This window comes from Legionella santicrucis, assembly GCF_001468135.1.
In the GTDB taxonomy this organism is placed as follows: domain Bacteria; phylum Pseudomonadota; class Gammaproteobacteria; order Legionellales; family Legionellaceae; genus Legionella; species Legionella santicrucis.
In genome coordinates this window covers 75,046-87,929 of record NZ_LNYU01000006.1, presented here as the reverse complement: position 1 = coordinate 87,929, position 12,884 = coordinate 75,046, and the positions used below count along the sequence as shown (strand labels likewise).

Genomic DNA, 12,884 nt, shown 5'->3' with positions numbered 1-12,884 from the left:
ATTAAATTAATCCTTTATGAGTAGGTAACTATCGCTAAAGTTTTTTAGCTCTTGGATAAAAACCTTAGGAGCTTTACTTATTATTTGAATGAGTTTTTTTCCTCTCGTAATATTCGGAATATTTCTATTGAATTAAGCGATTTTGCTCCATGTTTTAATGCGTACTGCTGTACTTCTGGTTTATCAGTGCGTAAAAATGGGTTAATGGATTGTTCTAATTCTAAAGTAGAGGGGAGCGTGCAAGAGGATGGGGAATCTTGTATTTTTTGCAAATGTTTTTGTACAGACAAATTATTAGGCTCCACCGTTTGCGCAAAGCGCAAATTTTGTTGTGTATATTCATGAGCGCAGAATATTTTTGTAGTTGTAGGTAATTTTTGAAAAAGATGTAAAGATTGATGTAATTGTTCTAATGTGCCGTCGAATACTCGCCCGCAACCTGCTGAAAAAAGTGTATCGCCACAAAATAACCATTGGTGTTGGGATTCATAATAGCTAATATGGGTGGATGTATGACCCGGATTAAATAAAATATTGAAACTACAGAGTCCTACTTGAATGGTTTGATGCTCCTCTATTGGATTGTTTACATAGGGAATTCGTGGATCCTTAGGACCATAAACTGCGCAAGAAGGATAGGCTTTAATAAGTTCACCTACACCACCAATATGATCGTGGTGATGATGAGTTAATAAAATAGTACGTAGTTTGAGGTGATTTGAGTGTGCAAATTGTAATACGGGTTCTGCATCACCAGGATCAACACAGTCAAAGACCTCTGATTTTTCATCAATAATTGCCCAAATATAATTATCAAAGAAAGCAGAAATAGGAATTAGTTTCATCAATTGGCCTCAGTAATAGAGAAAAAACTCTCTGGATTAAGAGAGTTCTTAAGAGCAGTTAATACGGATTTCATTTCTTCGGCTAACGTAAATGGCGGATTAATAATCCAGAAACCACAACCGTACATCCCATTAATAGGAGTTGCGGTTAAATTAAATTCAATATGCAAGGTATTTTTTATATTGATATCTTTCATACCTCTGTTTAACCTATCGGTTAATTTTTTATCTACAAGAGGATACCAAAGACAATAAACTCCTGTAGAAAAACGCGAACAGGCTTGTTTCAAGGCAATAGGAATTTCTTTATATTCTTCTTTTATTTCAAAAGAAGGATCAATAAAAATTAATCCTCGTTTTTCTGGTGGTGGAAGCAGTGCTTTCAATGCAGCTAAGCCATTACTTTTACTGAAGTGCACTTTTTTATTAAAACGAGGTAATTGAGTAAGAACTTCAAACTCCCTTGGATGCAGCTCACAAAAATACATTCTATCTTGCCTGCGTAGCATATTAATAGCTAAGTAGGGTGAGCCTGGATAATATCTTAATGTATTTGTAGGGTTAAGTTGACTCACAATGTTGAGATAATCTTGGAAAAGAGGGTTTAGAGACTGTTCATTAGACCAAAGTAGTTGAATTCCCTGTTGGTATTCTTTTGTTTTTTCAGCCTGTTTGTTTTTTAAGTCATATAAACCTTTTCCCGAATGAGTTTCAAGATAAAATAATGGCTTATCTTTTAGAGTTAAATAACACAGAAGTCGTGTTAAGGTTAAATGTTTGATGACATCAGCAAAGTTTCCTGCATGATATCCGTGTTGATAACTGAGCATAGGGTTCCTAAAACATTTTTTAAATTGTCTACTATACTCTTTTTAAGAGAGTATAAAAGGGGAAAGTTATGGAACTTCACGAAGATTATGATGACCAATCATTCTCTGATTATAACTACGATGATGATGTTGAATCTATGAGTCATCGGAAGAACGTTAGACGTATGCTTGAAGAAAAGCTTGAGCGTAAGCGTTTAAAAGAAGAATTCAAGGACGATTTCGATGAGTTAAGTGGTGATTTTGATTGGGATGTTTTAGATAAGTAATTCTTTATTTGGCATTAAATGACTTTACTGCGTACCTAAGACTGAAATAGTACGTATAGCCCGGATGAGGCGCAATCGTAATTCGGGAGTTTTGTTGTACCACGCCTTCTCCCGGATTATGGCTTTGCCTAATCCGGACTACAGAGGAATAGGAGTCAGCTAGGTGCGTGGTTTAAAATTCCTGTAGCGGATTTTAGGGTATTTTCAAGTAATGTCACGATAGTCATTGGTCCAACGCCGCCAGGAACAGGGGTTATCCAAGAAACTTTATTTACTGCACGTGAAAAATCAACATCTCCTCTAATACTACCATCTGCTAATCGATGTATGCCGACGTCGATGATTATTTGCTCCATACTAAGCCATTCAGTGTCAATAACATCCATTTTTCCCGTTGCCACAATTACTAAATCAGCAATACGAACTAGTTTTTCGAGTTGTTGTGTAAATTTGTGAGCGATTGTTACAGTTGCACCTGCTAAGAGTAATTCCAAGCTCATGGGGCGACCGACTATATTAGATGCTCCAATAACAAGAGCATGTTTTCTTTTCACTTCAAGCTGATAGTGCTTTAACAAATTTATGATACCGAGTGGGGTGCATGGGCGTAATAAAGGATTACGTTGTGCAAGTCGACCCAAATTATAGGGGTGAAAACCATCAACATCTTTTTCTGGCTTGATGCGTTCAATTATTGCTCTCTCATTAATATGTGAGGGCAAAGGTAATTGTATGAGGATACCATCAATTTGATCAGAACAATTTAATTGATCAATCAGATTAATTAATGCATCTTGTGTTGTTTCTTCAGATAAATCATAAGAATGAGAGATTATACCTACTTCAGCACATGCTTTTCGTTTATTGGCCACATAAACTGTTGAAGCAGGATCATTGCCAATGAGAACAACTGCAAGGCCTGGTGCGCGATGCCCTTTTCCTATGTGATCTTGCACTTGTTTTTTTAATTCATTGCGACGTAGAGAAGCGACAACTTTTCCATCAATTAAAGATGCTGACATAATTACCTATGAGAAAAGCGAGGCGCCAATTATGAATTAGCAGTTGATGTAATGCAATAGTGTTTTACTGGAGTGAGAAAATAAATTATTAATATTCTGAATAAGTCCGGCTAAAACGTCATCTTGAATGTAATGAGCGATCTTCTGTCTCAATAGAAGCTAATTACTTGAATCAATTCATAAATAATGTTAGCTTTTTTTTATATTAAGCCCTAATCTAGTTCAACTCCAAAGGGCGTGGAGCTCCTGAGTGAAAAAAAATGTTTTATTTTCAGCTTTATTTGCGCTTACTTTGCCAGCCTATGTTCATGCACTAGGTTTAGGAGAAATGAAAGTAAAGTCTGTCCTGGAACAGCCTTTTGCGGCAGAAGTGAGTTTAATTGATGCACATGAGATTTCTTTATCGAATGTTCGCGTTAGTTTAGCTGATCCGCAAAGTTATCAAAGTCTTGGAGTAGAACGGCCGGGGGCAGCCGATTCACTTTTTTTTGAAATTAAAAAAAACAAGCAAGGGAAATTTGTTATAGTTATTTACTCGACAGAGCGAATGACGGAACCTTATTTGCAGCTTATTATTGACTTAACTTGGTCTAAAGGACAAATCTATAAAGTCTATACGGTATTATTGGATCCTCCTGGTTATAAACTAGCCAGTACAACTGCCCAAAGTGGTTTGACCTATCAACGGCGGTTCTCTAATTACCATCCAAATACAGTTGTTTCATCAACTAAGAAGATTCATAACAAAAAGAATGAGACCTACGGTCCTACAGTTGCTCAAGAAAATGTATGGCAAATTGCACAAAGATATAAAACTTCTGATGCAATTTTACCGCAAGTGGTTCTGGCAATTGTTGGCGCTAATCCAGATGCATTTACTGATGGCAATTTAAACGGATTAAAGGTTGGAGTTCGTCTGAAAATTCCATCTGCTCAAGAATTTGTTAAGGTTCCTGCTGATTTAGCGACAGTTGAAGTAATGGCTCATGATAAAGCATGGAATGAAAAAATATCGATTAATCATGTATTATCACCACCTTATATGATAGGACAAACATCCAACATAAATCTCCCTATTGAGTATTCGCAAATTCCTCCAGTGCCAAAATTTTCAGATTCGACTCTCCCTGTATCGAATCAGACTCAACCTGAGTCTACTTCAGTAAGCTTATTACCGTCATTGGAAAATCAAAAACAAATAAGCTATGAACAAAGCAAGACTTTAAATGCAGAAATATCGATTACAACCGCGGCAGTAGACTCTTTACGAGAATCTAATGCTTTATTAACAGAACAATTAAGCTTATTACAAACGCATAATAAAAAATTACAAAAGCAGTTGGATGTACGCGATAAAGAAATTGCATCGTTACATAAGCAAATTCAAATGTTGATACAAGAACGGATAGCTGGACAGAACAGTTCTGGTTTTTTTAACGGTATGCTCTTTAATTTGGGGTCTTTAATTATTTTGTTACTTATTGCAACAGGCGCAGGTAGTATCGCATTTTATTATTTTAAACATAGAGAAGAGAAAAAAAATAATATACCAAAACCAACCCATCCTGTAGAAGCTGATACATCGATTGAATCCTTCATGAACACTAAGGAAGAGCCAGCTATACAAGATAAAATGAGTGAGCTAAAATCGAAACCCAATATAGAATTAACTCCTGAACTTCGATTTTCGGATCCATTAACAGAGGTAGAGAAATTAAAGAGCATTGATGATTCTCAGGAAAGTGTTCCTACAGTGATTGAACCTCCTCTTAAGCCAGAAGAGAGTGAAGAACAATTAGATGTCACATCAGATTTAGATGAGGATCCATTAACTAAATCAAGCCACGAAAATGAAAGTATATCTAAAGAAGAACTAGCCGAAGAAAATCTATTAGAATTTGAATCTGGCTTGTATGACACAATTGCGAAAGAACCTATTAATACAAACTATTCTAAAGAAGTAGATAGCGAGAATGAACAAGGTTTGGAGTTTACTCTTACTTCTTCTGATGCAGAGAAAACTACTCAGAATGATGTGGATCTTTCTTCCTTAAAAAATGAAAAAGCACTAGATACACTTTTAGCTCTTGCGAAAACATATATTGGAATGGAAGATAGCGAATCCGCTTTAAACTCGTTGGATGAAGTACTTAAACATGGTACTCAGGAACAAAAAGAAGAAGCAAAGCGCTTACTTGCAGAGATAAAGGGGAAGACTTAATTTTGTCAAAACAAATAAGTCATGCTGACTAAAATTTCATTGGAATGGTAAGAGCCTGGATTGAATGATTGATTTGACCATGTTCCAACTCCATTACCCGAAGAGTATGGGCCCAAATCTTGATAAAGATAACCTAAGGAAAAAATAAACTGAGGTAAAAAATGTACATCTACACCTGCACCTATATTGTAGGCAAATTCACTGGTATTGGCGGTTCTGAATCTTGGGCTAACTCGTGGTGTCACACCTGCTAAGGCTGTTTCATTATAATTAGAGACCTTATTAAAAGAGCTTCCTATTCCTCCATTGATATAAGGTGAAAACATTCCATGCTTAAATAAATTCATTTTTCCTGAGATTAATAGAAGGTTTGAAGTAAAGTCTAAATTATAATTGTAATTAGTAAATTGGGGTAAGGAATATTGTGTAATCTTACCATTGAGCTGGGTTTTGAAAAAATACTGCCAAAATATGCTAAGTGAATAGGAAGGAAACCAAATATTGTCATTTTGCCATCGACGTCCTACAGATGCTGCGATAACTGCTCCATTGTTATTGGTGATTGAGTATTGATCATAATTATAAGGTGCTGAAAATTCAGATCCATTATTTACTTGTACATGAGAGTGCAACTCAGGAAATTGTGCTCCTGCCCCAAGAGAAATAAACCAGTTCCCTTGAGCATTAAAAACCGATTGAAATGATGGGCTTTGTACGTCCCCAGCATTTTTAGAAAAAGAGGCGTTATGACATACAAGTAACAGGGCGGGAATACATGGATAAAATAAATTCCATTTCATAAATTTAAGTCTCAAATTTTTAATACAGATTGTTATAGATATGTATCAATTAGCTAATTCCTAATTTGCAAGCCAAGAAGCTATCATAAATGAATTCAATAAATCAACAAGGGAGAGCAATGTAACGGTAAATTTATCAAGCAGAAATAATTATAATATTAGTAAACTTGAAATCAATTCTGGTAAAGTATAGACAAAACAAATGCTGTATTATAAATTGACCCTTTTATCAGGAATAACCAATGCGAATCGCTTTAGTGCTTGAGTATGATGGTAGCAAGTATCATGGCTGGCAAGCACAAACAGGATTGCATACTGTACAACAGGCTGTAGAAAACGCTTTATCTAAAGTAGCAGATCTCCCTATATCCGTAGTTTGTGCTGGGAGAACTGATACTGGTGTGCATGCAACAAATCAAGTAATTCATTTTGACAGTGAGAAGCAGCGCAGTATTCGCGCATGGATCCATGGTGTAAATTCATTTTTACCTAAAGATATATGTGTAAAATGGGGAAAAGAGCTCTCAGAAGAGTTTCACGCAAGATATTCGGCAACTGCGAGACGGTACCGCTATGTGATTTATAATAGTGCTATAAGACCAGCACTGTTGCGCAGTAATGTAACATGGCAATACAGACAATTAGATCATCGCCTCATGCATCAAGCAGCTCAAGTTTTATTGGGTGAAAATGATTTTACCTCATTTCGCTCTGTTGAATGTCAGTCGAATACTCCAATGCGGAATGTGCATAAGCTTCAAGTGAACCGAATGGGAGATTTGATAGTAATTGATATTACTGCTAATGCTTTTTTACATCATATGGTACGAAATATTGCTGGTGTTCTCATTGCAGTAGGCTCAGGAAAAAAACCCGTTTTTTGGGTAGAGGAAGTGCTTAAAGCAAAAGATAGACGGTTAGGGGCTGAAACAGCACCTGCCTATGGATTGTATTTAGTGCAAGTAAACTACCCTCAAGAGTTTTCTATATTACAGAATTGCCCGGGCCCTATGTTTCTTTTGGAGAAATAATTGAATTCATCACGTGTACGAGTCAAGATGTGTGGCATGACGCGTAGCGAAGATATCGCATGTGCTGTAAATTTAGGTGTAGATGCTATTGGTTTAGTTTTTTATCCAAAAAGTACCCGATTTATTTCTATTGAGCAAGCAAAGGTTTTACTCAGCGGTCTTCCTGCATTTGTGAATTCTGTTGCTGTTTTGGTGAATCCTGAACAAGATTTAGTGCAAAAAATCATAGAGGAACTGCCAATTCAGTTATTGCAATTTCATGGTGATGAATCAGCAGAATTTTGCCAACAATTTAAAAAACCTTTTATTAAAGCGATACATGCTGATTCGGCAGAATATATTCAACAAGCAGCACGAGAATTTGCGATGGCTCGCGCTTTGTTATTGGATACTCCCTCTAATTCAGCAAGAGGTGGAACGGGGCTTGCCTTTGACTGGAAAGTTATCCCTCAAGAGATAGCAAAGCCTTATATATTGGCTGGAGGCATAGATGAATCTAACGTGCTTAAAGCAATTGAAGTATGTCATCCTTATGCTGTAGATCTATGTAGTGGGATTGAGGCCTCGCCTGGAGTTAAAGATCATGGCAAAATGAGTCGGTTTATGCAGAGATTATGGAGCAGATAGTAAATTAGGCGCCGCGCAGTGGAATTCGAAAACTGAAGAAGCTTGGTTTTTTGCTTTGTTGTGTCCAGTATACATTTTAAGAGGTTGAGAAAGGTAGATTAATGAACAAAAAAGAACTTCCCGATGAACGTGGACATTTCGGTCCTTATGGCGGTATTTTTGTAGCGGATACGTTGATGCATGCTTTGAAAGAATTAGAAGAGGCCTATGCGAAATACCGACAAGATCCTAATTTTCTTGCAGAATTGCATGCTGAATTAAAAGATTATGTAGGACGACCTAATCCACTGTATCATGCTCGGCGCTTAAGTCAGGAAATCGGTGGGGCGCAAATCTATTTAAAGCGAGAAGATTTGAATCACACCGGCGCACACAAAATTAATAATACTGTGGGACAAGCATTACTCGCTAAACGGATGGGAAAAACTCGAGTTATTGCAGAAACCGGAGCAGGACAACACGGAGTGGCTTCAGCTACTGTCGCGGCTAAATTAGGCTTGGAATGTGTGGTTTATATGGGAGCTGAAGACATAAAACGTCAAGCATCTAATGTTTACCGCATGAAATTGTTGGGGGCGGAGGTTGTTCCTGTGACAGCAGGATCACGTACGCTGAAAGATGCTTTGAATGAAGCCATGCGTGATTGGGTGAGCCATATTGATGATACATTTTATATCATTGGAACAGTTGCAGGGCCACATCCTTATCCGCAAATGGTTAGAGATTTTCAATCAGTGATTGGTATTGAAGCGAAAGCACAGATTCTAGAAAAAACAGGTCGTTTGCCAGATGCTTTAGTTGCCTGTGTAGGTGGAGGCTCTAATGCAATTGGCTTATTTTATCCTTTTCTGAATGATACGGCAGTTGCTCTTTATGGTGTTGAAGCTGGAGGAAAAGGTTTGGAAAGTGGCGAACATTCTGCTTCACTTATAGCCGGAAAACCAGGTGTTTTACATGGTAATCGAACTTATTTGCTTTGTGATGAACACGGTCAAATTAAGGACACTCACTCGATTTCTGCAGGCCTCGACTATCCTGGTGTAGGACCTGAGCATGCTTATTTGAAGGATACTGGACGCGCAATTTATGAGGCAATTAATGATGATGAAGCCTTACACGCGTTTCGAACTTTAACACGTGTTGAAGGCATTATTCCAGCTCTTGAATCCAGTCATGCTATTGCTTATGCCATGAAACTCGCGAAGACACTGTCCCTAAATCAAAATATTATCGTGAATTTATCGGGTCGTGGCGATAAAGACATGCATACTGTGGCACAAATTGATGGGATTAGCGTATGAACCGAATTGACAACACCTTGATGCGTCTTAAGATGAGTGGCAAAAAAATGCTCAGTCCGTATATTACAGCAGGAGATCCTTATCCAGAGATCACCGTGAAGTTAATGCGTGAGTTAGTAAGAGCTGGCGCAGATATTTTAGAGTTAGGTATACCATTTTCCGATCCTATGGCCGAAGGGCCTGTGATTCAACGTGCTATGGAGAGGGCACTTGCCCAGGACGTGCACTGCCATACAGTATTGAATATGGTAAAAGAATTTCGTGTTCAGGATCAAGAAACCCCAGTGATTATTATGGGCTATTTAAATCCCATAGAGCATTTTGGCTATGAGCTTTTTGCACAACAAGCTGTAGCAGCGGGTATTGATGGAACGATTATAGTAGATTTACCTCCTGAAGAAAGTGAAGAAATTGCTAAAATCTGGCAAAAATATGGTCTGTACAGTATCTTCCTTTGTTCGCCTACAACTTCAGACGAGCGCATGGCCTTAATAAGTAAGTTTGCTAAGGGTTATTTATACTATGTGTCTTTAAAAGGTGTTACTGGTTCTGATGCGCTTGATATAGAATCTTTAAAAGCTCAATACCAACACCGAAAAGCGCAAACTACTCTTCCCTTAATGGTTGGTTTTGGTATAAAAACAGCAGAAATGGCAGCACAAATTGCTCGTTTTACAGATGGTATTATTGTAGGGGCTGCCTTAATTACGAGTATTCTGGATGCTTATAATACGAATAATGATATGTTACAGGCCGGAGCAGATTTAATTTATTCCATGCGACATGCCATGGACAATAATGGATAAAATAATGATTGAAATAACTGAAAAGCGAGCTCATTTTATAAGACAATTGATTGCTGATGAATTAGCGAGTGGTAAGCATAAGTCTGTAGTTACCCGTTTTCCACCAGAACCTAATGGTTATTTGCATGTTGGACATGCTAAAGCGATTTGTGTGAATTTTGGTTTGGCACAAGAGTTTGGAGGGATTTGTTATTTACGTTTTGATGATACAAACCCCATGAAAGAAGAAGAGGAGTATGTCAATGCCATTATTGAAGATGTTCGTTGGTTAGGTTTTGATTGGCATGCGATGACTCACTCATCTGACTATTATCATGAGCTTTATGATTTTGCCGTACTTTTAATTAAAAAAGATATGGCTTATGTTGATAGCCTCAGTATGGATGAAATTCGTGCTTATCGTGGTACTTTGCAAGAACCTGGTCGTGAAAGTCCTTACAGGAATAGACCTGTTGAAGAAAGCTTAGATTTATTTGCGCGTATGAAAGCAGGTGAGTTTCCTGATGGGGCCCACGTGTTGCGAGCAAAAATTGACATGGAATCAGGTAATGTGAATATGCGCGATCCTGTAATATATCGCATTCGCCATGCATATCATCAACGTACAGGCGATGAATGGTGCATTTATCCTATGTATGATTATGCACATCCTATTTCTGATGCGTTAGAAAAAATTACGCATTCTTTGTGTACTTTAGAGTTTCAAGATCACCGACCTCTTTATGATTGGTTTGTTGAACATTTACCGTTACCTGCTAAACCGATACAGACAGAATTTGCCCGTTTAAATTTATCGCATACAATTACTTCAAAACGTAAATTACGTGCGCTGGTTGAAAAAAAAGCGGTGTCAGGGTGGGATGATCCTCGAATGCCTACTTTGCGGGCGATGCGTAAACGTGGATATCCTCCTGCAGCAATTCGCCAATTTTGCGAGGTAATTGGTGTATCACGTAGTGATTCAGTAATTGATATGTCAGTGCTTGAAGAATGTGTCCGTGCTGAGCTAAATCGAACGGCAAAACGTGCTTTATGTGTTATGGAGCCGTTAAAAATAGTCATTGAAAATTATCCTGAGAATCAAACTGAATTATTAAAGCCTGCATATAATCCACAAGATCCAAATTCAAGTACACGGGATTTGCCGTTTACGCGAGAAATCTTTATCGAGCGTTCTGATTTTATGGAAGAGCCACCCAAAAAATATCATCGCTTATCACCTGGTGCTGAAGTACGTTTACGTCACTCTTACGTGATTAAATGTCATGATGTAATATATGATGAACAAGGAACTGTTATTGAATTACGTTGTACCTATGATGAAAATACTTTAGGAAAGAATCCCGAAGACAGGAAAGTTAAGGGAGTGATTCATTGGGTATCTTGCAAACATGCCTATCCGGTGGCTATATTGGAATATGATCGTTTATTTAATGATCCTAATCCTGGTCGAGAAGAGGATTTCTTCCAGTTTTTAAATCATAATTCATTACAAATAAAACAAGGTTATTGTGAGCCAGCATTAGCTAATCAGCCATTGGGTGAAGTGTTTCAGTTTGAACGCTTAGGATATTATTGTGTTAATGAATTAAAAGAGGGATGTGTTGGTGCTTTTCATCGTGTGGTGGATCTGAAGGATACTTGGGGAAAAGTGAGTTAAGAGGGACAAATATGTTGCATTTATATAATTCTTTAACCAGAACAAAAGAGCCGTTTGTTTCCATTTCACCTGGAAAAATTGGTATCTATGTTTGTGGTATTACAGTATATGATCGTTGTCATATCGGTCATGCGCGCTCTATGGTTGCTTTTGATGTCGTTGTCCGCTATCTGCGCTCCCAGGGGTATGATGTGAAATATATCCGTAATATTACGGATATTGACGATAAAATTATTGCACGTGCACATGAACGAGCGATACCTATAGATGAGTTGACCGCTCAATATATCGCAGCAATGAATGAGGATACGCAGGCATTAAATATTTTACCCCCGGATGGAGAGCCACGTGCTACAGAACATATTCATAGCATTATTCATTTAATTGAACGGTTGCTTGCTAAAGGAAATGCCTATCTTAGCGACAATGGTGATGTATGTTATCAGGTCAATTCATTTACTGACTATGGTAAATTATCCAATAAAGATCTAGAGGGATTAGTGGCCGGAGCTCGGGTTGAAATTGTTAAGGAAAAGCGTTCTCCATTAGATTTTGTTTTATGGAAAAAAGCGAAACCAGGTGAGCCTAGTTGGCCTTCCCCTTGGGGCGAAGGACGTCCAGGTTGGCATATTGAATGTTCGGCGATGGCAATGAGTGAATTAGGTGAGCAGTTTGATATTCACGGGGGAGGGTTGGATTTGCAATTTCCTCATCATGAGAATGAAATCGCTCAGAGTGAAGCTGCTACTGAAAAACCTTTTGCAAATTATTGGCTGCATGTAGGAATGTTGCAGGTTAATAATGAAAAAATGTCAAAATCATTAGGTAATTTTTTTACTATTGCAGATGTTTTAGCAAAACATCATCCAGAGGTGGTGCGGTATTTTCTTTTAAGTAGTCATTATCGCAGTTCGTTAAATTATTCGGAAGAAAACTTAACCAATGCTAAAAAGGCATTAATCCGGTTGTATCAAACCATCAAAGACAGTCGTATTATTGCAGATGGTGAATTAGATAATCATTGGATTAACGAATTTAATCAAGCAATGAATGATGATTTTAATACTCCCGTTGCTTTATCTGTTTTGTTTCAGCTTAGTCATGAAGTTAATAAAAGTAATTCGCCTATTTTAGCCGCTACTTTGAAATATTTGGGAAATATTATGGGGCTATTGCAAACAGATCCTTCCTCTTTCTTACAGTCAGGATTAGATGACGAAGACAAAGCATCAATAGAACAATTAATCAATGAGCGACTTCAAGCACGTACTGAGCGTAATTGGGAACGCGCCGATCAGATAAGAGCGGACTTATTAAGCAAAGGTATCGAGTTAGAAGATGGAGCTAATGGGACTACTTGGCGTAAGGTAGAATAAAAGATCCTATGCAATTTTGATTGTAGTCGAATACTGCGGTCATTTATAAGTGTTTGGTATGCTTAAAATGCCATTATGTGAGCCAGGGGATGAGTATCA

At 37.7% G+C, this 12,884-nt stretch carries 12 protein-coding genes; 8 read left to right on the top strand and 4 right to left on the bottom strand.

Annotation, left to right across the window (positions count from 1 at the left end; genetic code table 11):
• Positions 1 to 80: 80 nt before the first annotated feature.
• Entirely contained in the window at positions 81 to 845 is a 765-nt protein-coding gene (gloB, locus tag Lsan_RS01560; RefSeq protein WP_058512784.1) for a hydroxyacylglutathione hydrolase, read from the bottom strand.
• On the bottom strand, positions 845 to 1,675 hold the full coding sequence (locus tag Lsan_RS01555) for a 23S rRNA (adenine(2030)-N(6))-methyltransferase RlmJ (RefSeq protein ID WP_058512783.1): 831 nt from the start codon (positions 1,673 to 1,675) through the stop codon (positions 845 to 847). Before Lsan_RS01555 ends, gloB begins: the two co-directional genes overlap by 1 nt.
• 68 nt (positions 1,676 to 1,743) lie before the next feature.
• Here Lsan_RS01555 and Lsan_RS01550 point away from each other — a divergent pair, with 68 nt between their 5' ends.
• Positions 1,744 to 1,941: a PA3496 family putative envelope integrity protein gene (locus tag Lsan_RS01550; RefSeq protein WP_058512782.1), complete on the top strand. Its 198-nt coding sequence runs from the start codon at positions 1,744 to 1,746 to the stop codon at positions 1,939 to 1,941.
• A 155-nt stretch (positions 1,942 to 2,096) separates the two neighbouring features.
• Here Lsan_RS01550 and folD read toward each other — a convergent pair whose 3' ends face one another.
• Complete coding sequence (folD, locus tag Lsan_RS01545) at positions 2,097 to 2,963, bottom strand: bifunctional methylenetetrahydrofolate dehydrogenase/methenyltetrahydrofolate cyclohydrolase FolD (protein ID WP_058512781.1); 867 nt, start codon at positions 2,961 to 2,963, stop codon at positions 2,097 to 2,099.
• Between the two features lie 250 nt (positions 2,964 to 3,213).
• On the opposite strand from folD, the gene Lsan_RS01540 reads away from it, so the two are divergent.
• A complete protein-coding gene (locus Lsan_RS01540; protein ID WP_058512780.1) occupies positions 3,214 to 5,184 on the top strand; it encodes a motility hub landmark protein FimV in 1,971 nt (656 codons plus the stop codon).
• A 5-nt stretch (positions 5,185 to 5,189) separates the two neighbouring features.
• On the opposite strand, the gene Lsan_RS01535 is transcribed toward Lsan_RS01540, so the two are convergent.
• Entirely contained in the window at positions 5,190 to 5,984 is a 795-nt protein-coding gene (locus Lsan_RS01535; RefSeq protein WP_058512779.1) for an outer membrane protein, read from the bottom strand.
• A 242-nt stretch (positions 5,985 to 6,226) separates the two neighbouring features.
• Here Lsan_RS01535 and truA point away from each other — a divergent pair, with 242 nt between their 5' ends.
• The 6 genes from truA to cysS all read left to right on the top strand — a co-directional run bounded on the left by truA (position 6,227) and on the right by cysS (position 12,785).
• Entirely contained in the window at positions 6,227 to 7,015 is a 789-nt protein-coding gene (gene truA / locus Lsan_RS01530; protein WP_058512778.1) for a tRNA pseudouridine(38-40) synthase TruA, read from the top strand.
• The gene (locus tag Lsan_RS01525; protein ID WP_058512777.1) at positions 7,016 to 7,642 is read left to right on the top strand and encodes a phosphoribosylanthranilate isomerase; all 627 of its coding nucleotides are present in this window, start codon (positions 7,016 to 7,018) and stop codon (positions 7,640 to 7,642) included.
• Positions 7,643 to 7,743: 101 nt separating this feature from the next.
• Positions 7,744 to 8,943 (top strand): tryptophan synthase subunit beta, encoded by a 1,200-nt coding sequence (gene trpB, locus Lsan_RS01520; protein ID WP_058512776.1) that lies wholly within the window; start codon positions 7,744 to 7,746, stop codon positions 8,941 to 8,943.
• Complete coding sequence (gene trpA, locus Lsan_RS01515; protein WP_058512775.1) at positions 8,940 to 9,749, top strand: tryptophan synthase subunit alpha; 810 nt, start codon at positions 8,940 to 8,942, stop codon at positions 9,747 to 9,749. Before trpB ends, trpA begins: the two co-directional genes overlap by 4 nt.
• A 4-nt stretch (positions 9,750 to 9,753) precedes the next feature.
• Positions 9,754 to 11,409 carry a glutamine--tRNA ligase/YqeY domain fusion protein gene (locus Lsan_RS01510; protein WP_058512815.1) on the top strand — a complete coding sequence of 552 codons (1,656 nt, stop codon included), beginning with the start codon at positions 9,754 to 9,756 and terminating at the stop codon, positions 11,407 to 11,409.
• 11 nt (positions 11,410 to 11,420) lie between these two features.
• Positions 11,421 to 12,785: a cysteine--tRNA ligase gene (gene cysS / locus Lsan_RS01505; RefSeq protein ID WP_058512774.1), complete on the top strand. Its 1,365-nt coding sequence runs from the start codon at positions 11,421 to 11,423 to the stop codon at positions 12,783 to 12,785.
• Positions 12,786 to 12,884 lie beyond the last annotated feature (99 nt).

Coding starts and splice junctions, on each gene's coding strand:
- trpA (WP_058512775.1), top strand. CDS start 8,940: ATGAACCGAATTGACAACACCTTGATGCGTCTTAAGATGAGTGGCAAA.
- Lsan_RS01550 (WP_058512782.1), top strand. CDS start 1,744: ATGGAACTTCACGAAGATTATGATGACCAATCATTCTCTGATTATAAC.
- folD (WP_058512781.1), bottom strand. CDS start 2,963: ATGTCAGCATCTTTAATTGATGGAAAAGTTGTCGCTTCTCTACGTCGC.
- Lsan_RS01510 (WP_058512815.1), top strand. CDS start 9,754: ATGATTGAAATAACTGAAAAGCGAGCTCATTTTATAAGACAATTGATT.
- Lsan_RS01535 (WP_058512779.1), bottom strand. CDS start 5,984: ATGAAATGGAATTTATTTTATCCATGTATTCCCGCCCTGTTACTTGTA.
- gloB (WP_058512784.1), bottom strand. CDS start 845: ATGAAACTAATTCCTATTTCTGCTTTCTTTGATAATTATATTTGGGCA.
- Lsan_RS01555 (WP_058512783.1), bottom strand. CDS start 1,675: ATGCTCAGTTATCAACACGGATATCATGCAGGAAACTTTGCTGATGTC.
- trpB (WP_058512776.1), top strand. CDS start 7,744: ATGAACAAAAAAGAACTTCCCGATGAACGTGGACATTTCGGTCCTTAT.
- truA (WP_058512778.1), top strand. CDS start 6,227: ATGCGAATCGCTTTAGTGCTTGAGTATGATGGTAGCAAGTATCATGGC.
- cysS (WP_058512774.1), top strand. CDS start 11,421: ATGTTGCATTTATATAATTCTTTAACCAGAACAAAAGAGCCGTTTGTT.